This is a genomic window from Marseilla massiliensis (genome assembly GCF_016899855.1).
Classification (GTDB): Bacteria; Bacteroidota; Bacteroidia; order Bacteroidales; family Bacteroidaceae; genus Prevotella.
Genome location: NZ_JACJJG010000012.1, coordinates 1 through 26,286 on the forward strand (window position 1 = coordinate 1; position 26,286 = coordinate 26,286).

General features: G+C 50.4%; 24 protein-coding genes and 1 pseudogene. 10 read left to right on the forward strand and 15 right to left on the reverse strand.

Going from position 1 to position 26,286, the window contains the following annotated elements; translation table 11 throughout:
- Window positions 1-86 precede the first annotated feature (86 nt).
- The 6 genes from H6A34_RS04095 to H6A34_RS04120 all read left to right on the forward strand — a co-directional run bounded on the left by H6A34_RS04095 (window position 87) and on the right by H6A34_RS04120 (window position 6,046).
- Window positions 87-485, forward strand: coding sequence for a hypothetical protein (locus H6A34_RS04095; RefSeq protein ID WP_205103640.1), 399 nt, complete (start codon window positions 87-89; stop codon window positions 483-485).
- Between the two features lie 61 nt (window positions 486-546).
- A complete protein-coding gene (gene dacB, locus H6A34_RS04100; RefSeq protein ID WP_205103641.1) occupies window positions 547-1,794 on the forward strand; it encodes a D-alanyl-D-alanine carboxypeptidase/D-alanyl-D-alanine endopeptidase in 1,248 nt (415 codons plus the stop codon).
- A 312-nt stretch (window positions 1,795-2,106) separates the two neighbouring features.
- Entirely contained in the window at window positions 2,107-2,706 is a 600-nt protein-coding gene (locus tag H6A34_RS04105) for a DUF6621 family protein (protein ID WP_205103642.1), read from the forward strand.
- Between the two features lie 156 nt (window positions 2,707-2,862).
- On the forward strand, window positions 2,863-4,101 hold the full coding sequence (locus tag H6A34_RS04110) for a saccharopine dehydrogenase family protein (protein WP_205103643.1): 1,239 nt from the start codon (window positions 2,863-2,865) through the stop codon (window positions 4,099-4,101).
- Between the two features lie 150 nt (window positions 4,102-4,251).
- Entirely contained in the window at window positions 4,252-5,286 is a 1,035-nt protein-coding gene (recA, locus tag H6A34_RS04115) for a recombinase RecA (RefSeq protein WP_021948777.1), read from the forward strand.
- Window positions 5,287-5,392: 106 nt separating this feature from the next.
- Window positions 5,393-6,046 (forward strand): SprT-like domain-containing protein, encoded by a 654-nt coding sequence (locus H6A34_RS04120; RefSeq protein ID WP_205103644.1) that lies wholly within the window; start codon window positions 5,393-5,395, stop codon window positions 6,044-6,046.
- 27 nt (window positions 6,047-6,073) lie between these two features.
- Here H6A34_RS04120 and H6A34_RS04125 read toward each other — a convergent pair whose 3' ends face one another.
- From H6A34_RS04125 to H6A34_RS04135, 3 genes are all read right to left on the reverse strand, one after another.
- On the reverse strand, window positions 6,074-6,325 hold the full coding sequence (locus H6A34_RS04125) for a helix-turn-helix domain-containing protein (RefSeq protein ID WP_239480751.1): 252 nt from the start codon (window positions 6,323-6,325) through the stop codon (window positions 6,074-6,076).
- A 235-nt stretch (window positions 6,326-6,560) separates the two neighbouring features.
- A complete protein-coding gene (alaS, locus tag H6A34_RS04130) occupies window positions 6,561-9,182 on the reverse strand; it encodes an alanine--tRNA ligase (RefSeq protein WP_205103645.1) in 2,622 nt (873 codons plus the stop codon).
- Window positions 9,183-9,487: 305 nt separating this feature from the next.
- Complete coding sequence (locus tag H6A34_RS04135; protein WP_205103647.1) at window positions 9,488-10,051, reverse strand: Crp/Fnr family transcriptional regulator; 564 nt, start codon at window positions 10,049-10,051, stop codon at window positions 9,488-9,490.
- A 211-nt stretch (window positions 10,052-10,262) separates the two neighbouring features.
- Between H6A34_RS04135 and H6A34_RS04140 the strand changes: the two genes are divergently transcribed.
- The 4 genes from H6A34_RS04140 (at window position 10,263) to H6A34_RS04155 (ending at window position 12,635) form a co-directional block, all read left to right on the forward strand.
- Complete coding sequence (locus H6A34_RS04140) at window positions 10,263-10,586, forward strand: DMT family transporter (RefSeq protein ID WP_205103648.1); 324 nt, start codon at window positions 10,263-10,265, stop codon at window positions 10,584-10,586.
- Between the two features lie 368 nt (window positions 10,587-10,954).
- Window positions 10,955-11,164, forward strand: a complete 210-nt coding sequence (locus tag H6A34_RS04145) for a helix-turn-helix transcriptional regulator (RefSeq protein ID WP_021948783.1) — start codon at window positions 10,955-10,957, stop codon at window positions 11,162-11,164.
- Window positions 11,165-11,243: 79 nt separating this feature from the next.
- Window positions 11,244-11,570 (forward strand): HipA N-terminal domain-containing protein, encoded by a 327-nt coding sequence (locus H6A34_RS04150; protein WP_205103649.1) that lies wholly within the window; start codon window positions 11,244-11,246, stop codon window positions 11,568-11,570.
- 126 nt (window positions 11,571-11,696) lie between these two features.
- Window positions 11,697-12,635, forward strand: a complete 939-nt coding sequence (locus tag H6A34_RS04155; RefSeq protein ID WP_205103650.1) for a HipA domain-containing protein — start codon at window positions 11,697-11,699, stop codon at window positions 12,633-12,635.
- A 102-nt stretch (window positions 12,636-12,737) separates the two neighbouring features.
- Here the strand turns inward: H6A34_RS04155 and H6A34_RS04160 are convergent, their stop codons facing one another.
- The 12 genes and pseudogenes from H6A34_RS04160 to H6A34_RS04215 form a co-directional block, all read right to left on the reverse strand.
- A complete protein-coding gene (locus H6A34_RS04160) occupies window positions 12,738-13,085 on the reverse strand; it encodes a MerR family transcriptional regulator (protein WP_021947503.1) in 348 nt (115 codons plus the stop codon).
- Between the two features lie 12 nt (window positions 13,086-13,097).
- Window positions 13,098-13,439 carry a type II toxin-antitoxin system RelE/ParE family toxin gene (locus H6A34_RS04165; protein WP_205103651.1) on the reverse strand — a complete coding sequence of 114 codons (342 nt, stop codon included), beginning with the start codon at window positions 13,437-13,439 and terminating at the stop codon, window positions 13,098-13,100.
- The gene (locus H6A34_RS04170) at window positions 13,429-13,662 is read right to left on the reverse strand and encodes a surface protein (RefSeq protein WP_205103652.1); all 234 of its coding nucleotides are present in this window, start codon (window positions 13,660-13,662) and stop codon (window positions 13,429-13,431) included. Before H6A34_RS04170 ends, H6A34_RS04165 begins: the two co-directional genes overlap by 11 nt.
- 343 nt (window positions 13,663-14,005) lie before the next feature.
- Window positions 14,006-15,727 carry an ABC transporter ATP-binding protein gene (locus tag H6A34_RS04175; protein ID WP_239480755.1) on the reverse strand — a complete coding sequence of 574 codons (1,722 nt, stop codon included), beginning with the start codon at window positions 15,725-15,727 and terminating at the stop codon, window positions 14,006-14,008.
- A gap of 138 nt (window positions 15,728-15,865) precedes the next feature.
- Window positions 15,866-17,614: pseudogene (locus tag H6A34_RS04180) on the reverse strand (ABC transporter ATP-binding protein); the annotation flags it as partial.
- Between the two features lie 299 nt (window positions 17,615-17,913).
- Window positions 17,914-18,525: a TetR/AcrR family transcriptional regulator gene (locus tag H6A34_RS04185; RefSeq protein ID WP_205103653.1), complete on the reverse strand. Its 612-nt coding sequence runs from the start codon at window positions 18,523-18,525 to the stop codon at window positions 17,914-17,916.
- Between the two features lie 443 nt (window positions 18,526-18,968).
- A complete protein-coding gene (locus H6A34_RS04190) occupies window positions 18,969-19,922 on the reverse strand; it encodes a pectinesterase family protein (RefSeq protein ID WP_239480756.1) in 954 nt (317 codons plus the stop codon).
- 50 nt (window positions 19,923-19,972) lie between these two features.
- A complete protein-coding gene (locus H6A34_RS04195) occupies window positions 19,973-22,243 on the reverse strand; it encodes a RelA/SpoT family protein (protein WP_205103656.1) in 2,271 nt (756 codons plus the stop codon).
- A gap of 61 nt (window positions 22,244-22,304) precedes the next feature.
- Window positions 22,305-23,621, reverse strand: a complete 1,317-nt coding sequence (locus H6A34_RS04200) for a lytic transglycosylase domain-containing protein (protein ID WP_239480752.1) — start codon at window positions 23,619-23,621, stop codon at window positions 22,305-22,307.
- A 47-nt stretch (window positions 23,622-23,668) separates the two neighbouring features.
- On the reverse strand, window positions 23,669-24,376 hold the full coding sequence (locus tag H6A34_RS04205; protein WP_205103687.1) for a DUF5683 domain-containing protein: 708 nt from the start codon (window positions 24,374-24,376) through the stop codon (window positions 23,669-23,671).
- A 79-nt stretch (window positions 24,377-24,455) separates the two neighbouring features.
- On the reverse strand, window positions 24,456-25,355 hold the full coding sequence (locus tag H6A34_RS04210; RefSeq protein WP_021947494.1) for a ParB/RepB/Spo0J family partition protein: 900 nt from the start codon (window positions 25,353-25,355) through the stop codon (window positions 24,456-24,458).
- A gap of 139 nt (window positions 25,356-25,494) precedes the next feature.
- Window positions 25,495-26,259 carry a ParA family protein gene (locus H6A34_RS04215; RefSeq protein ID WP_021947493.1) on the reverse strand — a complete coding sequence of 255 codons (765 nt, stop codon included), beginning with the start codon at window positions 26,257-26,259 and terminating at the stop codon, window positions 25,495-25,497.
- Between the last annotated feature and the right edge of the window lie 27 nt (window positions 26,260-26,286).

Consider the following 26,286-nt stretch of genomic DNA (forward strand, 5'->3'; position numbering starts at 1 on the left):
GAGGTTTAAAGAAACCTTTTATACATCAAAAAAGGCCATAAGCGTGTTCTCTATCGGAAATTCTTTGTACTTTTGCACGCAAAATCATGGACAAAATATTCCGTCACCGTGCTTCTTGGTTGAATTATGCCGGTATCATCGTGGTAGCGGGTGGTGCCGTATGGGCGTTTTGCTGTTGGTCGGCGCTTGGCATTATGGCAGGTATCGTACTTGTGGCTGCGTGCGTGCTGATGGTTGACAGGACGGTAAATACGCGGTATGTCGTTACTGAAGACGGCTGGCTTGTTGTCTGCCGGGGGCGCTTCTCACGGCCGTTGAGGCTGCGCATTGGCGACATAACGGGCATTGAGAGGCTGCGTGCGGGATTGTTTCCCGTGGATTATGTATTGGTAAGATACGGTTTAGACCATGTGGTATCCGTGCAGCCGGCCGGTATCGCAGCGTTTATGGCCGAGTTGGAAAGCAGGTTGAAGGAATGCGTTTAGCCTTTAGATTGAAATGAGAAAATACTGGAATATTTGTTTGCAGGCCATTGCCCTTGTGTCAATGGCTGTTTTTTTGATGTCGTCGGCGGCCGTGCCAACGGGCTTGCATTATGTCTCCGGGACGGTAGCGGGCGTCACGGAGGATAGCGTCGCGACCGATTCGGCCGTGCAAGACACTGTGATCGCCGAGCCGAACCTGCTCTGGCCGATTGACGTGCAGTCGCGGCTTGACGTGCTGTTGCGCAGCGATATGCTGCGTACTTCTACCGTTGGACTGATGGTTTACGACCTTACGGCCGACTCGGTTATATTCAAATATAACGAGAAACAGCTCATGCGACCGGCCAGCACGCTGAAGATGATGGTGGCCGTGGCGGCTCTCGACCGTCTTGGCGACGGTTATGAGTACGAGACTGGGCTGTACATGACGGGCGAGGTGACGGATAGCGTGCTCGACGGCGACCTGTATTGCAAGGGCGGTTTCGACCCCGTGTTCGGTCAACGTGACCTTTCCGCCTTTGTCGACAGTGTGCGGAGCCTCGGCGTTGACACTATTCGCGGCAACCTGTATGCCGACCTCTCGATGAAAGACGCCGACCGCCTGGGCGAGGGCTGGTGCTGGGATGACGACAATCCCGTGCTTACTCCGTTGCTGATTAACGGCAAGGACGGTTTCGTGGAGGAGTTTAAGAGTCGTCTTCACCGTGCCGGAATAACGGTTGAAGGTGAGGTGAAGGAGGCCCGTACGCCGTCTGACGCCATACGGAAGTGCACCGTCAAGCGTGCCGTCAAGGACATTTTGCCGCGCATGATGAAGAAAAGCGACAACCTTTATTCGGAGTCATTGTTCTATCATCTGGCAGCGTCGAGGGTACATTCTGCCACGGTAACCGCCAAGGACGGCCGCCGGATGATGAACCGTTTGATAGAGAAGCTCGGTTATGATGCGTCGGATTATTACATTGCCGACGGCAGCGGGCTGTCGCTTTACAACTATGTGTCGCCCGAACTGGAGGTTGCTTTCCTTAAATACGCCTACCGCCACGACCGCATATACGTACCCCTGTACGCCTCAATGCCGATAGCTGGCATGGACGGAACGCTTGACGACCGCATGCGCCGCGGCTATGCGCGCGGCAACGTGCATGCCAAGACGGGTACAGTGACCGGCGTCAGCGGCCTGGCCGGATATTGTACGGCGGCCAACGGGCATGTACTCTGCTTCTCGATTATCAACATGGGCATACGCCATGCGTCGTCAGGACGCAGGTTTCAGGACAGCGTTTGCGAGGCGCTTTGCCGCCCGTAATGATACCCCTTGCGCCCGCCCGTTCTGCGGGTCGTGGCTGCATGTTTTGCGAAAGACGGCCTTTTGAAACGTAAAAGGCCGTCTTTCGTCTTCTAAAAGGCCATCTTCTGCACGCTAAAAGATGGCCTTTTATAATACGTTGATTATCATGATATTATGCAAGAGGTGGTAGCCGCCATGCCGAAGGGCCGTTTGGCATGGTGTGCGATAGGCTGCCGTAGGTAGGTTACGCACGCCTTTTAAACCTTAATTATTATTGTATTTTGTACTTTTTATTCGTTTATTCCGAAGAATTTGTGTAAGTTTGCATACATGAATAATGGTTTAACGGGCGCCGTGAAATGGTGCGACAATGTGATAATAGCCGACGGCGACTATATAGACAAGGTAGCTTTTGACCTTATCGTGAACTTCGAGCGCATGATTGAGCGGCGCATACCGCAGGCCGACATGGCGCGGTGGATTGACTGCGTGGCCCTTGACGGAGGATTACGCGAGGGCGACAACGTTACGCAAGTGATACTTATACACGACAGGAAGAACGGCCGACTGGAGAACTTCAAGCCGTCAATATACGCTGAAGAGCTTGACGGAAAGGCTTTCAGGGATAACCTCGGCGAGTTCGTTATCTCGGCATTGTCGCCCGAGGACATGGCCACAAAGGAGGATTTCTTTACCGAAACGGTCGAGATTGTGTGCAACCATAAGGACGTAAAGCGCGTCATGATAGTGCCCGATGCTGAGCGGATGTACGATGATGTGCGCCATGCCTTGCGCCGTGTGGACGAAGACAAGCGCGTGACCGTGTTCGCCATGCAGCCCATGCAGGGCGGCAACTTCCGCCAGGAGATACTTGGCTACTCGCTGATGAACGCTCTCGGAATACGGGCTGAAGAATTAGATAAAAAGTAAAGGAAAGGTGAAAGCGTGAAGAAGTGAAAAGGTGAAGAAGAGGCTTTGTGCCCAACGGTCTGTTGACAACCGTCCCAGCTGTCCCCGTTCCCCCAGTCCTCCCGGCCTTCCAAACCTCCAAAATAAAAGCAAACAACAAATAATAAAATAACTACAATGGGAAGAGTATTAATGATTGGCGCCGGTGGCGTCGCTACAGTGGCAGCGTTCAAAATCGCCAAGAACGCTGACGTTTTTACTGAGTTTATGATTGCAAGCAGGCGCAAGGAGAAGTGCGACCTCATCGTCGAGGCCATCCACAAGGCCGGAATCGACATGGACATCAAGACTGCGCAGGTTGATGCCGACGACGTGGAGCAGCTCAAGGCCCTCTTCAACGACTACAAGCCGGAGATGGTTATCAACCTTGCGTTGCCTTACCAAGACCTCACCATCATGGACGCATGCCTGGCTTGCGGATGCAACTATCTTGACACTGCCAACTATGAGCCCAAGGACGAGGCACATTTCGAGTACTCATGGCAGTGGGCTTACAAGGAGCGCTTCGAGCAGGCTGGCCTGACCGCCATCCTCGGTTGCGGCTTCGACCCCGGCGTGAGCGGCATATATACGGCATACGCGGCTAAACATCACTTCGACGAAATACAGTATCTCGACATCGTGGACTGCAACGCCGGCAACCACCACAAGGCTTTCGCCACCAATTTCAACCCCGAAATAAACATACGCGAGATAACGCAGAAGGGCCTTTACTACAAGGACGGACAATGGCTTGAGACCGAACCTCTCGAGGTTCACAAGGCCTTGACTTACCCGAACATCGGCCCGCGCGAGAGCTATCTTATGCACCACGAAGAGCTGGAGAGCCTCGTGAAGAACTATCCGACAATCAAGCAGGCACGCTTCTGGATGACTTTCGGCCAGCAATACCTGACATATCTTGACGTCATCCAGAACATCGGCATGTCAAGAATAGACGAAATAGAGTATGAGGCACAGCTGGCTGACGGTTCGGGCAAGACGGTAAAGGTCAAAATAGTGCCCCTCCAGTTCCTCAAGGCCGTGCTGCCCAACCCGCAGGACCTTGGCAGCAACTACGACGGCGAGACGAGCATAGGCTGCCGCATACGCGGACTGAAGGACGGAAAAGAGCGCACCTATTATATATATAACAACTGCAAGCACCAGGAAGCGTACAATGAGACCGGCATGCAGGGCGTAAGCTACACTACGGGAGTGCCCGCGATGATTGGCGCCATGATGTTCTTCAAGGGCCTGTGGCGCAAGCCCGGCGTGTGGAACGTCGAGGAGTTCGACCCGGATCCGTTCATGGAGCAGCTCAATAAGCAAGGTCTGCCTTGGCATGAGGTATTCGACGGTGACCTGGAATTGTAAGATTTAAATAGTAAGTAATAAAGGAGAACGGAGGAAAGTAGTAAGTAGACATGTTTTGTTGGTCGGTGCCCGGCTGTATGCAACGTAGCATAAGTGCATTTCTAATTACTCCTTTACTCCTTACTCCTTCTCTCCTAAAACAAAGAAACAATGGCAAAAGATAAAGACAACGCGGCCGACGCAATGGCGCAGGAAGGTAAACTGAAAGCCCTTCAGGCCGCAATGGCAAAGATAGAGAAGGATTTTGGCAAAGGCTCAATCATGAAATTGGGCGACGAGAACATTGAGAATGTTGAGGTAATACCCACTGGCAGTATCGGACTTAATGCCGCACTGGGCGTAGGCGGATATCCTCGTGGCAGGATAATAGAAATCTACGGCCCCGAAAGTAGCGGTAAGACAACGCTCGCGATACATGCCATCGCTGAGGCGCAAAAGGCCGGAGGCATTGCCGCCTTTATAGATGCGGAGCATGCTTTTGACCGTTTCTACGCAGCTAAGTTAGGTGTTGACATCGACAACCTGCTCATCTCGCAGCCCGATAACGGCGAACAGGCTCTTGAAATAGCCGACCAGCTTATCCGTTCGTCGGCTATCGACATCCTCGTTGTTGACTCTGTGGCCGCCCTTACGCCGAAGAAGGAGATAGAAGGCGACATGGGCGACAACAACGTCGGCCTGCAGGCACGCCTTATGAGCCAGGCTTTGCGCAAACTGACGTCAACCATCAGCAAGACCAACACTACTTGCATATTCATCAACCAGTTACGTGAGAAGATAGGAGTGATGTTCGGTAATCCTGAAACGACAACCGGAGGAAACGCCCTTAAGTTCTATGCCAGTGTGCGACTTGACATCCGCCGCATTACAAGTATAAAGGACGGCGACCAGGTTATAGGCAACCAAGTGCGTGTTAAGGTTGTAAAGAACAAGGTTGCGCCACCCTTCCGCAAGGCAGAGTTTGAAATAACGTTTGGCGAGGGAATATCCAAGGTCGGTGAACTTGTTGACCTCGGCGTTGAATATGACATCATACAGAAGAGCGGCTCGTGGTATTCTTACCAGGGAAGCCGCCTTGCGCAGGGACGTGATGCCACCAAGATATTGCTCAAGGATAATCCGGAGCTGTGTGAGGAGATAGAAGCTCAGATTATGCAGGCTATCTCTGACAATAACAATATTTAGGAATCATGTAACCAACGGCCTGAAACCGTGGGGATATAAGGCTATTCCCTCACTGTTTCAGGCCGTTGCGCTTGTTTTGGCGGTTCGTAAACAGGGCTTGTGGTAAATGCGTATAAGCGTAAAAGAACTTGAAGAATGGTTCTCCGAATTCAACGTTAAGTATTTCGGTGGCATACTGCCCATGCCGGCATTGTCGGTAGGCATGTCGAGAACTCGCCTCGGTTCGATGTCGTGGAAACGTACAAAAAAGATGTTCAGGACAAGAACCGAGTATACCATACGTATAAGTAACTATTACGACATGGACTCTAAAGCGTTCAAGAGCGTGCTCCTTCATGAGATGATACACCTGCTGATTGAGTACAAGCGTTTGAAAGACACCGCTCCGCACGGGGTTATTTTCCGTCAGAACATGGACCGTATCAACGCTGACGGATGGAATATTACAGTCTCGGCGCGTATGAACGGCACGCCACTCAACGCCGTCAGGACAAACAACAAGGCACGGATTATACTTGCGGCCGTGACTCTTGGGGGACGGCATATAGTCTCGGTGGTAAGTCCGAGATACGTTATTTCCATTGACAGGATACTGAAGAGGTCAACGGATATTAAGTCTTTTTCATGGCATATATCGACCGACAGTTACTTTGCCGGCTTTCCGGTTGTGCGTACTCCCCGTGGACGTGTAATTCCGCAAGATACATACGAACGTCTGGTTAGGGGTATGAAAAGCCTTGATTTGCCACAAGCGGAATGACGCCATGCGGTGAGTTACCCGTAGGTCTCATTCATTTCTACAGCTTAGTTTTTCGCTGTAGGCTTTGAAAAAATCAAAATCGAGAATCCTAGATATCTTGAACAGTTCTTCTGTGTCGATTGAGGGCTTGGCAAATATTTTGTAGACATTAGTCCTGCTGCAGCCTAATTGCTCAGCGAACCATACTACCGTATGTCTGCGTTCTTTCAGTTTGCTCCTTATTATGGTGCCGATAGTTACCGGACCAAGGTTGTTTTTCATCATTCTAAGTCCTCTCATACAATCGCTTACTTTACAATTTGGACATTCTTGAATTGCAAAGATAACTTTATTTGCTGACAGGAGCAAACCCTTAAATCCCCACTTTGGCATACTCTGCGCCTAGGAGTGTTTATTAGGTGAATATTTGTGCTTATTCGGTTGTTATTTTTCAACGAACGGGCAGACAAGGGATTTTGAGACCGTTAGGCCGTTTCTCCTTGTCTGCCCGTTCGTTAATGGTTTGCTTGTTTTATTAAAGTTGGGCGAGTTCGATAACCTTGTCCACAGCGGCCGACAGTCCGTCGGGATTCTTTCCGCCTGCAGTGGCGAAGTGTGGCTGGCCTCCGCCGCCGCCCTGGATTAGCTTCGCAGCCTCGCGTACCATCTGTCCGGCGTTAAGGCCGTGGTCGGCTATGAGGTCTTTGCTTATCATCACGCTGAGCGTCGGGCGTCCTTCATATACGCTGCCTACGACACAGAGCAGATGGCCCGGCTCTGCCGCAGCAACCTTGAATACCAAGTCTTTAGCCATGTCGGGTTTCATCGGGATTACGGCAGACACAACTTTTACGCCGTTTACCATTCTGGCTTGTGCCAGTAGCTTGTCTTTTGTCTGTTCTACGGCTTCTGCTTGGAAACTCTCGATACTCTTCTTCATCGAGTCGTGTTCCTCGATATATTTTTCAATGACGCCTTTCAGGTCTTTTGCGTTGTTGAACAACGCACGGATAGCCTTCAGAGCGTCCTCTATGTTGTACAGAAGTTCCTCGCATTCCTTGCCCGTTTTTGCCTCGATACGGCGTATTCCGGCGGCCACGCTGCTTTCGGATATAATCTTTATCATGCCGATGCGGCCGGTTGAACGTGCGTGGATACCGCCGCAGAACTCAACACTGGGGCCGAACTTAACCACGCGAACCTTGTCGCCGTACTTCTCTCCGAACAGCGCAATGGCTCCCATCTTCTTCGCTTCGTCAAGAGGCATGTCGCGGTGTTCGTCCAACGGGATGTCCTGACGTATCATATCGTTTACTATCCGCTCAACTTGGCGTATCTCTTCGTCGGTCACTTTCTGGAAGTGGGAGAAGTCGAAGCGCAGTGTGTCGGGCGAAACGTACGAGCCTTTCTGCTCTATATGGTCGCCCAGCACCTGCTTCAGGGCGTAGTCGAGCAGGTGGGTTGCCGTATGGTTGGCGGCGCTTGCCTCGCGCTTGTCAGTGTCGACACAGGCCATGAAGTCAGCTTCGGGCTGCTTGGGCAGCGCCTTTACTATGTGTATTGACTGTCCGTTCTCACGCTTTGTGTCGATTATCTCAACCGTTTCGTTCTCGCTTACCAGCACACCGCAGTCGCCTACCTGACCGCCCATTTCTCCGTAGAACGGCGTATTGTCGAGCACCAGCTCGTAGAAGGTGTTTTTCTTCTGCGTCACCTTGCGGTAGCGGAGAATGTGGCACTCGTATTCGGTATAGTCGTAGCCCACGAACTGCTGTTCGCCCTGGCGCAACTCGGTCCAGTCGCTGTTCTCAACGGCGGCTGCGTTGCGTGCGCGCTGCTTCTGCTTCTGCATTTCCTCGTCAAACTGTTTCTCGTCAACGGTCAGTCCGTTCTCACGGCAGATAAGTTCGGTAAGGTCGAGCGGGAAGCCGTAAGTGTCGAACAGGCGGAACGCCTTGGCGCCGTCAAGCTCGGTCTTGCCCTCTTTCTTAACCTCGTCCATTGCGTCGTTGAGCATGTTGATACCGTTAGACAGCGTGCGAAGGAACGAGTCTTCCTCCTCTTTTATCACCCTCATGATAAGCTCGCGCTGTGCCGTTAGCTCGGGATAAGCCTCGCCCATCTCGGCGATAAGCGTGGGCACGAGGCGGAAGAGGAATGTCTCTTTCTGTCCGAGGAAGGTGTAAGCGTACCTGACGGCACGGCGCAGGATACGGCGGATAACGTAACCAGCCTTGGCGTTGCCCGGCAGCTGGCCGTCGGCTATAGAGAAAGCAACGGCGCGCAGGTGGTCGGCAACGACGCGCATTGCCACGTCTGTTTTCTCATCTTTGCCGTATTCAAGGCCCGAGAGGCGTGATATTTCCTTTATGATGGGCTGGAATATGTCGGTGTCATAGTTAGAGTGCTTGCCTTGCAGGGCACGAACGAGGCGCTCAAAGCCCATTCCCGTGTCGATAACGTTCATCGACAGCTTCTCGAGAGAGCCGTCCGCCTTGCGGTTGAACTGCATGAACACGAGGTTCCAGATTTCAATCACCTGCGGGTCGTCCTTGTTCACCAGCTCGCGTCCGGGTACTTTGGCCTTCTCTTCGGGCGTACGTGAGTCGAGATGGATTTCCGAACAAGGGCCGCAGGGGCCCGTGTCGCCCATCTCCCAGAAGTTGTCGTGCTTGTTTCCGTTGATGATATGGTCGGTCGGCACGTGCTTTGCCCAGTACCGGGCAGCCTCGTCGTCACGCTCGAGGTTCTCCTCCGGCGAGCCCTCGAACACCGTAACGTACAGGTCTTTCGGATCAAGGTGGAGCACGTCTACGAGGTATTCCCACGCCATGTCAATCGCTCCTTCCTTAAAGTAGTCGCCAAAGCTCCAGTTGCCCAACATCTCGAACATCGTGTGGTGGTACGTGTCGTGGCCTACCTCCTCAAGGTCGTTGTGCTTTCCGCTCACTCGCAGGCACTTCTGCGAGTCTGCGCGGCGGCGCGGTTCAGGGTCGCGCGTACCTAAAATAATATCCTTCCACTGGTTCATACCTGCGTTGGTGAACATCAGTGTGGGGTCGTCTTTGATAACCATCGGTGCCGACGGCTCTATCTTGTGTCCTTTCGATTCAAAGAATTTCTTGAAAGATTCACGGATTTCGTTAGCTGTCATCATATTATATTTCATTTACTTTCGGACGGCAAAATTATAAAAAATCCGACAAAAAGCCAAATTATTTGCCGTTATGAATGATAAATTCATAATTCATTGATAATGAGCACGTTCGCAAGCCACGGCCAACGGCTTTGCAAAAGGCCGTCTTTTAGCGCCCAAGAGACGGCCTTTTACACGCTGAAAGGTGGCCTTTCGCAAAGCAAAAGGCGGTCTTTTGGAAAAAGGCCGTTATGCTGTAGCAATGTTATACACTATAAATGTGGCAGAAGAAGGCGGCTGCAGCTTATGCGCACCGAGGCTGTCGGTCACTTGATTTTCGCCCTGATGCGGCTTAGGCTCACCTGCGTTATGCCGAGGTAAGAGGCTATGCTGCCCAGCGGCAGGCGCTGCAGGTACTCGGGATTGTCGGTCATCAGGCGGCTGTAGCGTTCTGACGCGTCGGTGAGCAGGAATGATATGAGGCGTCGCTCGGTGACTATGAACTCGGTTTCGGCGTACCGTCGGCCCCAGTTTGCTATGTGGATGTCGTCGAGGTAAAGGTGTTGCAGGTCGTCGTGGCGCAACTTATATAGTACCGACGGCTCCATCAGTTCGATTGTTTCATAGCCCGGCTGGTTGTTCACGTAGCCGTTCATCGAAGCGAGAGTGTCTCCCTCTTCGCCTATCCAGAAGGTTATTTCGTTTCCGTCTACCGTGGTATAGGCGCGTGCTATGCCGCGCTTGATGAAAAAAATGTCCTTCTCCACCTTTCCCATGCGCAGCACATGGTGGCCTTTGGGCAATTCTATTTCCTCCATAAGGGCCTTAAGCCGCTCCATTGAGGCGGGCGGTAGGGGATAGGTACGTGATATAATCTGCTCGATGTCCATGTCTTTATGGTTTCGGATGCAAATTTATTAAAAAGAAACGAAGCGCCAATACACTTTTTATCAAATGTAAAACGTTTTGTCGATTATGGGCGTTATCTTTGCATAAGATAAGCTGCACTCGGGAAACTGTGAGCAAGCTCACTTTCCTCTCGTTTGCGTTATCTTTGCACCCGTTTACTGTAATAATATCACATAAAAGCGAACAAACGATATGAATTGGGTTATTTTGATTATCGCGGGCCTGTTTGAGACGGGCTTCGCCTTCTGTCTTGGGAAGATGAAAGATACCGTCGGCACGGAGCATTGGCTGTGGTGCGCCGGATTCTTGATAAGTCTTACGCTTAGCATGGTGCTTTTGGCAAAGGCTGTACACACTATTCCTATCGGCACGGCATATCCCGTGTGGACAGGCATTGGCGCCGTCGGCACGGTGGTAGTAGGCATTCTGGTGTTCAAGGAGCCGGCTACGTTCTGGCGCCTGTTCTTCATCGCCACGCTAATAGCGTCGGTTGTGGGACTTAAAATGGCGCATTAAGATACGTTGGAAACGGCAGTCGGCATGCCGTTATTTGCCCTTATGATGGTGTAAGGGTAACATATTGATTATCAATAAGTTATAAATAGAGTTGCGAAAGACGGCCTTTTGCGTTGTAAAAGGCCGTCTTTTGGCTCCTGAAAGGCCACCTTTTACCTTGCAAAAGGTGGCCTTTTGTAATTAAGCCGATATGCTTTGGTAAAGCGTTTAGAGTGTACCCTTTCGGGTATAAAGTAAATTTAATTTAATAAAATTATACCCTAAAAGGTATAATTGACGTGAATTTTTATTATATTTGTACCCGAAAGGGTGTAATCTTGGCGTACTATAACGTTGTGGTTCGCTCTTGTTAACATAATAATTAAGGTATGGATGATTTGGCAATAGCAGACTTTGTGAAAGAGATGCGCAAGAAGTTCGGCCTTACGCAGGTGGATTTGGCCGACAAGTCGGGCGTTGGCCTGCGCTTTGTCCGTGAGCTGGAGCAGGGCAAGCAGACGTTGCGCATGGACAAGATCAACCAGGTATTGCGCCTGTTCGGCCGCCAGGTGGGAGCCGTTTCCATAGCAGACGAGTGACAAGATACAAGCATGCAAGCGGCGAGACAAATATCCTCGTCTGCTTGTCTCTCATCCATTGACAACTAACAAATTAGATATGAAACGTGCATTGGTATATCTTTACGACCAGTTGGCCGGCCGTTTGACAGAAGACGAGAGCGGCTATACCTTCGAGTACGACGCCGGTTATCTCGCTTCCGGCAGTGCCGAGGCTGTCAGCCTGACGCTTCCTCTCAGACAGGAGGCGTATCACGACACGGTGATGTTTCCCTTCTTCGACGGTCTGATACCCGAAGGCTGGCTGCTTGACATAGCCGAAAAGAGCTGGAAAATCAACCAGCGCGACCGCATGTCGCTGCTTCTTGCCTGCTGTAAGGACTGCATCGGGGCGGTAAGCGTGGTGCCGGAGGAAGTTAAGAATTAAGAGTTAAGAATTAAGAAAATATGACTTGTAAGCTGCAAAGCTATTTTCTTAATTCTTAACTCTTAATTCTTAATTCACGAAGTGCGTTTTTCTTAATTCTTAACTCTTAATTCTTAATTCAAAAAGATGAGGTGTTTGTTTTGCTATAAGGACTTGAAGGAGGGCCAGATCGACTATCATCCGGCTTGCGCCCGCAAGTTTTTCGGAACGAAAGAGGCTCCCAAGCTGCCGTACATTCGCGCCCAACTGGGTGACCTGGCACGCAAGGTGGTGCGCGCGCAGACCACTCTTACCGGCGTGCAGGCAAAGCTTTCGCTCGACATAAACCGTGGAGGCAGGAACGAACCCGACCGCTTTACCATCGTAGGACTGTGGGGACGGTTTATCCTAAAACCGCAAACCAATTCGTACCGAGCCCTGCCTGAGCTTGAAGACCTTACCATGCACCTGGCCGAAGCGGCAAAAATCAGCGTCGTACCGCACAGCCTCATACGCTTCAGCGACGGCGAGTTGTGCTACATCACAAGGCGTATCGACCGCCTTGACGACGGCAACAAAGTGCCCATGGAGGACATGTGCCAGCTTACAGAGCGCCTTACCGAATATAAATATAAAGGCTCTTACGAGCAGATAGCCAAGGCAATACGCCGTTATTCGTCGGCTCCGCAGCTTGATGTGGTCAACTTTTGGGAGGTGGTTGTGTTCTCGTGGCTCACGGGTAACGCCGACATGCACCTCAAGAACTTCTCGTTGTACAACCCGATGCACGGCGGATACACCCTGACTCCTGCCTACGACATGCTCGCCACGACGCTCGTCATGCCCGAAGACCCCGAAGAACTGGCGCTGACTCTTAACGGCAAGAAGCGTAAACTGCGCAAGGCTGACTTCATAAAGTCCATAACCGCGTCGGGCGTTGACGAGAAGGTGATTGACAACATGGCGCGCCGGTTCGGACGTGTGTTGCCCAAGTGGTTTGAGCTTATCGACTGCTCGTTTCTTCCGGAAGACTTGTGCAGGGCGTACAAGAACCTCATCCTGCGGCGTATGATTATGCTGAAGTGAACGAAAAAGCCCGGTACTGTCATGTACCGGGCTGTATGTTTAATGACGATTACGGTTTTTCCGCTGCTTCTGCTGGCGCCGTAAGCGGTGCCAGCGGGTACTTTATTCAAGATAGTCAAGCTGTTTCTTCAGTTCTTTCAGTTCTTCACGCACCTTGATAAGGCTCTCAATCAGTCGTGCGTTGTTGTCAACGTCCTGTTTGTTTTCACGCAACATCTTGCGTGCCGCTGACAGTTTGAAGCCCCTGACCTTTACCAGGTTGTACACGGCTTTTACGTTCTCGATGTCAGCCTCGGTGTATTGGCGCACGTTGTTGCCAGTCGTTTTCGGCTTGAGCAGGGGTATCTCTTTTTCCCAAAAGCGCAGCATGCTTTCCGAAACGCCTAGCATTCCGGCCACCTCTTTTATCGAGTAATACAGTTTCAGGTTCTTTTCCGTGTTAAGTGCCATGGCGGTTTGTTTTTATTTCAGTCCGTTCTTGCGCAGCAATTCGTCTATTTCATTGTGCGTTATTGATTCCCTTTCGCTTTTGTCATAGATGTAGAGAAGGTTGATTTCGCTCTCGTCCACAGTCACGACCACGGTGAACGTGATGACCCTTGCGCCTCCGCTCTTGCCCTTACCCTTGGAAGTTATGCGCATGCGAACCTTGCGCAGGCCCCCTCCGAGGTCTGTTCCGAGCTGCGGATTGGCGTTGAGGTCGTTGAGTAATGTTTGCAAATCGGCCTTTAAGGAACGGTAACGTTTGCTAAGACGCTTTACTTCTTTATCGAAGCTTTCGTCCAATATAATCTTATAATTCATGGATAAGTTCCTCTAAAGTCTTTGCTTTCTTACCTGTCTTTTTTCTTTCAATCATCTCCTTCAGTCCACGGTCAATGCCAGCGAGAACTTCCTTTTTGCTGATAGTGTCGCTCTCTTCCTCGTGCAATCCTTCAATCAACTTGTCCGACAACCACTTCCTGTTGCTCTTCGGCAGTGACTGGAGGTAAAGCAGGAGATTCTCCATTGCAGATGATGTTCTCATGTCTTGTTCCTCCTTATAACGATGGTTACGTGTTTGCAAAGATACGACTTTTTATCCAATAAGTCAAGAAAAATCGTTAAGTAACGGTCAATATATTTTTGAGTCTCAACGTATTAGGCTTTGTCTGCATTCTTGGCGTGAAACGGTTAATCACGCAATGCAATGCTGGTAGCATGGGCATGAATGCCGCCTTGTGGCCGGCTGTTTTGCGAAAGGCCGTCTTTTAGCTTGTAAAAGACGGCCTTTTATCGTTTAAAACGTGGCCTTTCGGAACGCAAAAGGCGGCATATTGGAAAAGCGCGGGTGGCGGTTTGCCTTTTCACTTTACCGCCCTGCATTCCTTTCAGGCCTTTTCCCCTTGAAGCGAAAGCATGCGGGCGAAGTATCCGCCGCGGGCTTTCAGTTCGCCGGGTGTGCCCTGTTCGGATATTTCCCCTCCGCTTAACACGAGTATCTTGTCGGCATTTGCTACGGTACGCATGCGGTGTGCGATGATAAGAACGGTCTTGTTCCTGACCAGTTCGGATATTCCTGCCTGTATGAGCGTCTCGTTCTCGACGTCGAGCGATGCCGTGGCTTCGTCAAGAAGTACTACTGGCGCGTCTTTAAGCAGCGCACGAGCTATGGAGATACGTTGCCGTTCGCCGCCTGAAAGGGTTTGTCCGTTTTCGCCGATGACAGTCCGGTAGCCGTCGGGCAGCTTGTTTACGAACTCGTCGCAGCATGCGAGGCGGGCTACTCTGAGTACCTCCTCATCCGTTGCGTCGCGCCGTCCGATACGTATGTTGTCCATTACGGAGGCATTGAAAAGCACTACGTCCTGGAATACGACGGAGAAGTTGCGCAGCAATGCCTCGGGGTCTACGGTGGATATGTCCACTCCGCCCAGAGTGATGCGTCCCGAATTGACGTCCCAGAAGCGGGCTGCCAGCTTGGCGGCGGTGCTCTTTCCTCCGCCCGACGGGCCTATCAGCGCCGTAATCTCACCCTGACGGGCCGTGAACGAGACATCGTTGAGCACTTGTTTGCCCTCCTCGTAAGCGAAACTTACATGCTCGAAGCGTATGTCGAAACCGCCGTCAATGCTGACGTCGGCACCTTCCTGCACGGGCATTCGCTCCATCTCGTTCATGCGTGAAATGCGTACGTCGAGGTAAGTAAGCGCCGCCAGGTTGTTGAGTACCTCGTTTATAGGGCCGTAAACACGTGACCCTATGACCAGGAACACAAGAAACGTGAACATATCGACCGTCCCTGCCGCCATCATCCATGTCCCGACGGTTGTCACCGTGGCAAGTCCGAGCTTCAATATGCTTTGCGCTCCGTTGACGAGTATGCCCAATACTAACTCGTTGCGGGTCATAACGCGCTCGTAATGGTCAATGGACTGGTCGAGCCTGAGCGTGTAGCGGGCGTCCTGTCCGTACGACTTTATTTCCTGAACGGTGTCGAGTCCTTCCTGTATCACTTCCGTTACGGCGCGCTTGTTCATGTAGTTTACCTTATTGCTGCGCCTCATCCCTTTTCTTGACAACAGCAATATGCCCAACGCTACGGGCACGACCCAAAACAGGGCGACGGCCAGCGGCCAGCAGTATATGCACATGCCGACGGCTATGAGCGTAATGCTGATGAGCGAGGCGAACAGTTGCGGCACGGAGTGTGAGAACGTATGCTCAAGGTCGGTGCAGTCGTCCATTATTGTTGAGGTTAGGTCTGACAGGTTCTTTTCGCCGAAAAAAGCAAGCGGAAGCCTGCGCAGCTTCTCTGCAAGGTTTATCCTGCGGTTGGCACTCTCGTCGTAAACGGAGGTGTATGTGCTGCGGTACTGGAACACGCCGACTACGTACATAACGGCCAAGAAGGCCACTGCCAGCACGCAGAAGTATGATAGTCCGTGTGCGGGAGACGCTCCGCCGTTGAGTAAAGGACGCAACCAGTCGGCAAGGAAAAGGAATACGAATATGGCAGGCAGCATAAGCACGATGTTGAAAATGGCCGTCCACGCCACGCCCTTCTTGAAGTCGCGGTAGCCCTTTGGAGACAAGGCGAGCTTATCCGCCAGGCCATAAGCGGTGGAACCGGGCCTGTTACGGTCTCGTTTGTACGTGCCGTTGTTATTTGTTTGTTTGCTGAACGTGGTTTCATTAGTGGTTGTCCTTTCGCTGACGGTTGGCTTAATGGCGTTCTGCTTAAAGGACTTTATCTCCCAGTTTACCGACTGGCAGTATTCGTTCCACCTGTTATAATATATCCCTTTTAGGCCGAGCAGGGTGTCGTGCGTGCCCCGTTCGGCTATGCGTCCGCCGTCGATTACGAGTATCTCGTCGGCGTCGGCCACGCTGGTAAGGCGGTGGGCTATGGTTAGTACGGTCTTTCCGCGCGTCAGCTCGCGCAGTGCGCGCTGCATGAGGTGTTCGTTCTCGGGGTCGGCAAAGGCCGTGGCCTCGTCAAGAACGATGATTGGCGCGTCTTTAAGGAATGCCCTCGCCAGTGCTATGCGCTGCCGTTCGCCGCCCGATAGGTATGTCCCTTCCGTGCCGATTACGGTGTTCAGGCCGTTAGGCAGGCGGTCGATGATTTCACGGCACTGCGCCATGTCGGCGGCACGGTTGACCTCTTCAAGCGTGGCTTCAGGTTTGCCGTAGCGTATGTTCTCGAGGATGGTGGTCTTTATAAGCCGTGGTTCCTGAAATACGAATGACACGGTACGCATCAATACGTCGTGGCTGATGTCGCGAACGTCGGTTCCGCCTATCCTCACGGAACCGCCGCTGACGTCGTAGAAGCGTGGAACGAGGCGCGCTATCGTCGTCTTTCCACTGCCCGAAGCGCCCACAAGGGCTATTCTCTGGCCCTGTTTTACACTGAACGATATGCCGTGAAGAACGTCTTTATCTGTGCCAGGATAGGCGAATACCACGTTGTCGAAGGTTATATCGTGTCCTCTCGGGGTCTGCGGACGGTCGCTTTCCTTCAGCGTAGGGTAGGATGTCAGCTCGTCAAGGCGGCGTACAGCCTCGCCGGCCTGCCCCAAGGCCTGGCCTATGTACATGCTTTTCATGACGCACTCCGAGAACACCGGCGTAACGAGCACGAACAGTATGAGGTTGATAATTACGTAGGCCAGGCCTTCGCCTGCCCCTGTCATGATGATTGCTACGGGCACGAGAATGAAGGCAAAGCTGTTGATGATGACCGTGTAGAGGGTCATCGGCCGTTCCCACAGGCGTGTGTAGCGTGTGGCGGTATGGCTGTACTGCATTATGGTGCGGTAGAAATTCTTGAACGAGAACACAGTCTGCTGGAATACCTTTACTACGGGAATGCCGCGGACGTACTCTACCGCCTCGGTGTTCATGCGCTCGAGTAATGTCATATACTCCTTCATGAACTCGCGTCCGCGCGTGTTCATCGTGTATGCCATTATGCCCATGGCAATGAATACGGGGATGAGGCAGGCCAGCCCCAGCCGCCAGTCGAAGGCCGCGATGAGCACGACGGCAGCTACGGGGACGAGCGCGGTGCCGGCAAGGTCGGGCAGTTGATGGGCCAGAAACGAGTGTGTAATGCCGGCATTGTCGTCTATTATCTTGCGTATCCTGCCGCTCGTGTTGGCGTCGAAGAATCCCAACGGCATGGCTATCACACGCCGCATGGCGCTCTTGCGGATATTGCTCTCGACGCGGAACGCGGCAAGGTGCGAGCACATCAGTGCCCCGAAGTACAGCGCCACGCTGCCTGCCGCAGTACCTGCCGCCCACCAGGCGTAACTTATTACCGACGACTGCGATGCCGAATCGTCGCCGCTCAACAGCTCTCTCGCTATCAGCCAGATAAACACGAATGGTAAAAGCCCGGCCAGTCCGCTCAAGGCCGACAACACGATGGCCACGGGCAGCAGCGCCCTGCGCCGCCCCATGTAGCCCCAAAGTTTCTTAAATGTAGTCATACTTCTTGTTGTTTATTTAAATTAATGTTAGCATCAATCCACGTACATGCCGTAGTGCGTTGTCTCAAATGCGGCCTTTCGCATTTTAAAAGGCCGTATTTGAGACGATGAAACACGGCTTTTTGGAGCGTAATAGACGGCCTTTTATAACGTGCTGTATGCCAGCGCGTTATAAAAGGCTATCTCGTGCCCTGTCCGTCTTCGTTTGTCGCGTTCCCTCAAGCGTCTGTCGGCGTTGGGTATTGCCTGCGTGGCAAAAGCGAACGAACGGCAGTATTGTTCAAAAAAAAGGAGAGAGCTTATATTTTCATAAGCTCTCTCCAACCTGAAATCTCTATGGTTATGTATTCGCCCACCACCTTGGGCACGTCGTCCGGCCCGATGTCGTGTGTTATTATCTCCTCGAACATGCTGAAAATCCATATCGTGTGCATCCTGATAGACGTCTCGGTGATGTCGGTGACAAGTTCCGGGTGGCGGCGTTTCATCTCGGCGAAATATTCCTTCACCGTCTTCGTTGCGTGGCGGGTGAACTCGCCGCGGTATCCCATGAGCGACGAGCCGCCCGAACGCAACAGCAGTATGGCCAGTCGGCGTCGGTGGCAGTTGATGAAACGTGTGTACTCGTCGACCACCTTCTCGAAATAACCGTCATCGCACATGGCCGTAACGTCCGTTCCGTCCTGTCCGTGGTGGGCCTCGAGCATTGCCTCGAAGTCGCGCAGGGCCGGGCCTACGACGCCGCGGAACAGTTCGTCCTTGCTCCTGAAATAATTGTATATGTTGCTCAGCCCGACGCCCGAGCGTGCCGCTACCTCGCGCATTGACACACCACGAAAGCCCTTCTCGTAGAACAGCTCCTCGGCAGCCTCAATCAGGCTGCGCCTTATATAGTCCTTTGTCGTCTGCATCTTGCTGCGTTGTTTTCTCGGACAAAGGTATTAAAACGCGCCATAACGGGCAATACCCAATAATTGTGATTTTATGGATTCACGGCCGCCCAGCCTTGGGAGAGCCGTGGTTTACGATGCAAAATATGGATGCCCGCATATTGACGAGTTCCATTGTCGTCAATATCAACCGACAAGGCCGATGACTGTTTGCCTTGTCGGTTTAACGGTTTTGCGTGTTCGTTAGTCGAAAAAACAGCTTATTGCGCCGCGATTTGCACCATTTTACTGTGCAATATGCCGTATATTGCAATATCGGCGCAAGCCTGTGACAATTTTGTCCATATTCGATAAAGATGTGATAAATCATACTTTTATCGAATGAATGGGCTAAAAAAGAATTAAGAAAATATGCTGCTGATAATAAGCAACAGAGCATATTTTCTTAATTCTTAACTCTTAATTTATTCAATAGTCCAACTTGTATCGGTCTTGAATACGTTTTCAAGTGTTACCTGTGCGGCCTCTTTTTTCGTCAGCTGTTTGCTCCATGCCGCGCGTTCGGATGTTTTTGCGCCGTCGCCAGTGTTGTTGTATTCCATGTAGCGGGCGGTTTGTTCGTTGGATGTCTTGCCCCAGTTGTGCCATCCTGAGGGGACGATGTGGCTGCCGAGTTCGCAGTTCATGAACAGGGTGTAGCCGTAAGGACGCCATGGGCGACCGAGATATACCTTGTTTACACCGTCGGCAGCGGTCAGTTTACAGTGGTTGAACACGTAGCCGAAGGGCACGTCCTGCGGTGTTGATGCTGCCGTTACGTATGAGTTTTGCTTACTGTGGATGGTGCAGTTTTCAAACCATGCCGTTGACGGGCCGAAGATGAAGTCCGTTGTGCCCTCAATGTAGCAGTTCTTGAAGTAAAGGCGTGTACCGCCTACGCCTGTGTAGACCGTGTCTTGATTGCCCAGCAGACGGCAGTTAATGAACACGAGGCGGTCGCCCTCGGTATGTAGTGCCACGGCTTGTCCCAGTCTGGCAGCATTGTTCTCTATTGTTATGTTCTTGAACGTAATGTCGTTGCCTTCCACCTTTACCGTGTATGTGCGGAAAGTTCCCATTCCCTTATTTGTTTCAGGCAGGCGGATGTTTGCGTGGTCATCGTACGTAATTATGGTTTTCTCCTTGCTTTCCCCGCAAATCTCGATATTTGTGAGCCATGAAGGAATGATGAGCTTCTCTTTGTATATGCCGTTCTTGACGTATATTACCTTGTGGTATTCCATGAACGCGCGGCATACTTCAACGGCCTCGCCGACTGTTCTGAACTGTCCGGTGCCGTCTCTTGCCACGAATATGGTGTCTGGGTTGTCGTAAGGGTTGGCTGCCTTGGCCGTAAAGGCAAAGATGGCAGCAAACATGATGAAGAGTGCTTTTTTCATAATGGTAGGTAGTTTTGGTTCTGGATGATTTATACGATTTGTGTAATTTCCTGTATTCCGTTGATTTTTTTCAGTTTATCTATGATGTTTCTTACGTCGTCACGGTCGTGGATTCGCAGTTCGAGTGAGCCGTCAAAAATGCCTTCGTCGCACGATATGGTGATTTTATGGATATTGACGTTCAGTTCTTCCGATAGGACTTGTGTCACCTCGTTGAGTATTCCGATACGGTCGATACCCTTGATTTCTATCGTTGCGTCAAAGAAAAGTTGGCGGTGCATGTCCCACTTTGCGTCAAGTATTCTGTTGCCATAGCTTGATTTTAGTTTTGCGGCGACAGGACAAGAGCGCTTGTGTATCTCTATGCGGTTTTTACCGTCGATGAAACCTAAAGCGTCGTCTCCAGGGATGGGATGGCAACAGGTGGGGAAAATGAACTGGCCAATGTTTTCGTCAGTGATGTAGATGGGTTTCTTGCGGTTGAAGCCTTCCTTTACGATGAAGTAGTTGGGTTGTTTCTCTTCAGCGTTCTTTTTCTTCTCTTTTCCTACGAAAGGCACGAACTTGCGTAAGGTGCCGGCAATGTTCTGTTTCTTTTTGCCGTTGATTTCATCTATATCCTTGTCGCCGAGTATTATGTTCTTGTTGCCAAGAGCGCGGAACAGCGCTTCTGGATTCTTTACCTCATGGTAATCGCAGAGTTTGTCGATTATAGAAGAATTGACTTCGAGCGAATGTTTGCCCAAGAATTCGTTTAGGATTTCTTCGCCTTTCTTTTGTATCTCGCGTGCGTCGCGTCTCAGTATGGCCTGTATCTTCGCCTTTGCTTTAGCTGTTGAAGCAAAGTTGATCCATGATGGCTGTACATGCTGAGAGTTGGATGTGAGAATTTCAACCTGGTCACCGCTCTGTAACTTGTGGCTTAATGGCACGAGTTTGTGGTTAACCTTAGCGCCTATACAGTGGCTTCCAAGGAAAGTATGGATTTGAAAGGCGAAGTCTAAGGCGGTACATCCTGCCGGCATTGTCTTGATTTCGCCTTTAGGCGTGAATACGAATATTTCCGAAGCGAAAAGATTTAGCTTGATAGCGTCAAGAAAGTCCATCGCGTCGGGTTGCGGGTCGTCAAGTATTTCCTTTATTGTGCGCAACCAGTTGTTCAGTTCGCCGTCGTCTTCAACAATTTCCTCGCCCTCCTTGTATTTCCAGTGTGCGGCAAATCCTTGTTCTGCTATTTCGTCCATGCGGTCTGAACGGATTTGCACTTCAATCCATCGCCCTTGCTTGCTCATGAGTGTTACGTGCAGTGCTTGGTAGCCATTTGCTTTCGGATGGTTTACCCAATCACGTAAGCGGTCGGGGTGTGATTTGTATATCTGGCTTATCGCGACATATATGTTGAAGCATTCGTTTACTTCTTCTTCACGTTTTTTTGGCTTAAAGATGATTCGTACGGCGAGAATGTCATATATCTGGTCGAAAGTGACGTGCTTGTTCTGCATCTTGTTCCAAATGGAATACGGACTCTTTACGCGCGCCTTGATTTGATATTCAAGTCCCATCTTGTCGAGTGCTTCGCGTATAGGAGTCGTAAAGTCGGCAAACAGGCTGTCGCGTGATGCCTGCGTATCTGCCAGCTGGTCTTCAATGGCTTTATATTCCTCTGGATGTTCAAATTTAAAGCTGAGGTTCTCGAGCTCTGTCTTGATTTTGTTCAGTCCGAGCCTGTTTGCGAGTGGCGCGTAGATGTATAGCGTTTCGCCGGCTATTTTATATTGCTTATTTGCTGGTTGGCTGGCGAGCGTGCGCATATTATGCAGGCGGTCGCAAATTTTAATCAGGATTACGCGTATGTCGTCGCTCATGGTCAAGAGCAGTTTCTTGAAGTTTTCGGCTTGTGCCGATGCCTGCTCTCCGAATATTCCACCGGATATTTTTGTCAGTCCGTCAACTATTTGGGCTATTTTGTGCCCGAAGATGTTTTCAATGTCTTCAACAGTATAATCGGTGTCTTCAACCACGTCGTGCAGCAGTGCTGCGCTTATGCTGGTCGAGCCAAGCCCCATTTCCGAGCATGCAATTTGTGCAACGGCAATGGGGTGCATGATATATGGTTCGCCAGACAGGCGGCGCACTCCTTTGTGGGCTTGTTTGGCAAAGTTGAAAGCCTTTGTTATAAGGTCTACTTTCTTGCGGTGGCGTGTCGTAAGATAGCTGTCCAACAAGTGTTGAAACGCCTCGTTTACCATTTTGTCTTCGGCAGTCTCTTTGGACTTGTCGATATTGTTCTGCTCGTCCATAACCGTGTTCCTTTGATATTAATTATAATAAGGTGATGGGGATATGATGGCTATAAGCATGTCATCTTACCCTGATTTTCTTTCCGGCGCGGATGTTGTTGCCTTTTATTCCGTTAAGCTGACGTAACTTCCTGACCGTAGTATGATGTCTTTCCGCTATTTCGGACAGTGTATCACCTTGTCTTATGGTTACTCGTCTTGCCCTTGAGCGTCTTGATCTTTTCTTTCTTGCCGAACTTCTTTTCTTAGTCGAGCTTTTTTTTGTATAGCTTGTACTGTTGTCCACTTCGACAAGCGATCTGCGCGCAAGCAAAGTCTCCGTCTTGTAATTATATATGGAGTCTTCATTGGCAATGAACATGTTTGTTGATGAAGCCGGCAGGCGTATTATAGACGGTTTGTTACCTCCGTTCACTATATCGCGCCTGTATTGGGGATTAAGTGTGCGCAGCTCGTCTATGTCAATTCCGCATACTGCCGCAATTTGCTGGAAGTGAACGTCTTTGTTGACTACTATTGTGTCTGTTTTAACCGGCAGCGTAGTTCGCATTGGGCAGATATTATGTTCGCAATAATAGTTCATCACGTAGTTTGCCGCAATGAATGCAGGTACGTATCCGCGTGTTTCCCTTGGCAGGTACGGATATATTTTCCAATAGTCGGCTTGTCCGTTTGCACGGTGTATCGCCTTGTTTATGTTTTCTGGTCCGCAATTATATGCAGCTATTACCAAGTTCCAGTCGCCGAATATTTTGTACAGGTCTTTTAGGTATTGCGCTGCTGCATATGATGACTTGATCGGGTCGCGGCGTTCGTCTACAAGTGAGTTTACCTCAAGTCCGTATTGTTTTCCGGTAGCAACCATGAACTGCCATAGCCCGGCCGCTCCTACACGTGATGTAGCTTGTGGGTTGAGGGCGGATTCTATTACCGGTAGGTATTTCAGTTCGAGGGGTAGTCCGTAAGCCTCAAGTGCTTCTTCGAATATTGGTGTATAGAAGTTTGCCGCACCTAACATATAACTTACAGAGTGGCGCAGACGTCCGGTGTATCTGTCTATGAACTTCTGTACAATCTCGTTATACGGCATTTCCATTACGTTCGGAAGCCGTTTCAGTCTCTCGATGTATATCTCTTTGGGATAGGTTATATTCTCGTCCTTAAAATTGCAGTCATTGTCGGCATGCAGATATGTCTTTGAATAATATAGGTTCAGAAGGCTGTCCACTTCATAGTTCATGGCCTCCGGAACGTCTATGACCTCTTCTTTTCCGTCATTGTCGGTCACAGTGATTTCCTCTACCTCGCTTTGCGCCTGCATCACGCAGTTTCCGCCGAGAATCATTGCGGCAATGACGATAAACGTTTTTTTCTTCATAGGGTATTAAAAATGCAAATATCTATAGTTATAAAATTTGGGATGTGTCAGAAATTGATTGAACATTGTATACCGACAGACGAAGACTTAAGCGGGTTAAGCGATGAGCCGTTATTGATAATTGCCGGTTCCACTTTGAAACTGAGGTCTTGTGAAATGTCGAATTCGGATAGTGATGCGTCAACGTAAGCGTCAATTACCGACAGGGCATAAACAGCTATGAGGCAGAATACGCTCAAGTCTCGGTATCTACGGTAGTAATCCTTTCGCCGTCTGAACAAGTCCTGGTAGCGTTCGGTATTTTCAGGCGTTATTGTATTGCCCAAATGCAGAAATTCGTTGTAGCTCTGCGTATTCGGGTCATTGTCCATTATGTCCATATAGGCCTGGGAATAATCTTGATACATCTGGTTGTTCCATCTTATTGCGTATAAGCATCCGAGGAAACCTCCGTACACAATGGGCAGTTTCCAGTATTTACGGTTGTATATCTGACCCGCGCCAGGAATTACTATTGCCAGCCACATTGCCCGTTTTGCGCTCGGCCGCCATGTTGACCAGTCACGTTTTTCTTTCTTTTTCTTGCCCGTAGAGTCCGGAAATACTGTCCGGTTAAGATTTGCAGAGTCTACGGCCGTAATGATTTTAGCGATAGAGTCGTTGACATTTGCCGAGAGGCTGTCGGTTTTTATTGTGGTACTGTCGTTGTCGTTGATAAACGGAAGCGCGCATGTAGTATGTCCTTTACACGGCATAAAGGCTCCCGCCACGAGCCATACGGCCATGACCATTGCCAATTTTTGTATGATGAGTCTGCTTTTTGTAGCCACAAGTTTATTGCTGCTCTTTCAGTTTGTCGAACATGTTGATTATCTGTTCCAGCTCCGTTTCGTTAGCGAACGGGATACTTATTTTGCCTTTCCCGTTAGCGGATACCGACATCTGTACCGGTGTCTTGAAGAAATCGGAGAGCCGCTGTCTCATAGTGGAGAATTCTTCGGGCATTTGTTGTTTTGACGTAATTTTCTTTTTACCGCTTACGATGTCCTCCCCGTTTTTCAGCTTTTGTACCATTTCTTCAACCTTACGTACAGAGTAGCCGTTTTTCTGTATTTCCTTAAACAGCTTTACTTGTAGTGAAGGGCTGTCTACGGCCAGAAGGGCACGGGCGTGTCCCATATCTATTTCTTTGTTCTGCAAGGCCATCTGTACTTGTGCCGGCAGCTTAAGCAGCCTCAGGTAGTTTGCTATTGCGGTACGGCTTTTGCCGACACGCTCGGCTACCTTTTCTTGTGTCATGCCGGTACTTGACAGCAAGTGCTCGTATGCAAGTGCTATTTCTATTGCGTTGAGGTCTTCGCGCTGAATATTCTCGACGAGCGCCATTTCCATAATGTTCTCGTCGTTTATGGTGCGGATGTATGCCGGTATGGCTTTTAGTCCCGCCATTTGTGACGCTCTCCAGCGGCGTTCTCCGGCGATTATCTGGAATCTGTTGACCTCTATCTGCCGTAGCGTGATGGGTTGTATTATACCTATTTCGCGTATGCTGTTGGCAAGTTCCTGCAGGGCTACGGGGTCAAATTCCCTTCGTGGTTGGTTGGGGTTTGCCTCGATTTGTTCTAACGGTATTTCATTAATTGTCGAACTGCCTTGCGGACGGACCTCGTCGGTTGAAATCAGCGCGTCAAGTCCGCGTCCTAAAGCGTTTCCGTATCTTTTCTTTACTGCCATGTATTTGCTGTTATGTATTTGCCTGGTTATTTGCGGTTTGTGGCTTGTCGAATGCCGTATGCCTTTGTCGCACTAAATTGCAGTTATAGCTTCATATGACGTGAAAGCCTTGTAACCAAATATCCGTATGGCTATAATTTTAGTTGTTCTTGTTTATTATTTCCTTAGCCAGCGCCAAATGGTTCTTGCTTCCTGTCGAGTCGGCATCATACAATATCACAGGCAGACCATGGCTGGGTGATTCGCTTAGTTTTACGTTACGTTGTATTACCGTCTTGAACACAAGTTCCTGGAAGTGGCGTTTTACCTCGTCGTATATCTGGTTTGCCAGTTTCAGGCGGCTGTCGTACATCGTAAGGAGAAATCCCTCAATCTCAAGTTTCGGGTTGAGCTTGCTTTTTATAATCTTGATGGTGTTGAGTAGTTTGCTTATACCTTCGAGGGCGAAATATTCACATTGCACGGGAATGATTACCGAGTTGGCCGCCGTGAGCGCGTTGACCGTTATTAGGCCGAGTGACGGCGAGCAGTCGATAAGGATATAGTCATAATCATTCTTGATTGGCGCGAGCAGATTTTTTATTACCTGTTCGCGGTGCTCGAGGTTAAGCATTTCTATTTCTGCTCCAACCAGGTCGATATGGCTGGGTATTATGTCAAGTCCGTCAATATCTGTTGTATATACGGCGTCGTGCACATCTGCCCCGTCGATTATACATTCGTAGAGAGTACAGTCTATGTCTTTCGTGTTGACTCCGAGACCGCTCGATGCGTTTGCCTGCGGGTCGGCATCGATTACCAGAACCTTCTTTTCAAGTGTTGCGAGTGACGCCGCCAGATTTATTGTCGTTGTGGTCTTGCCGACGCCTCCCTTTTGGTTTGCTAATGCGATAATTTTTCCCATTTTATTTTGATTGACAATTTCGTGTCG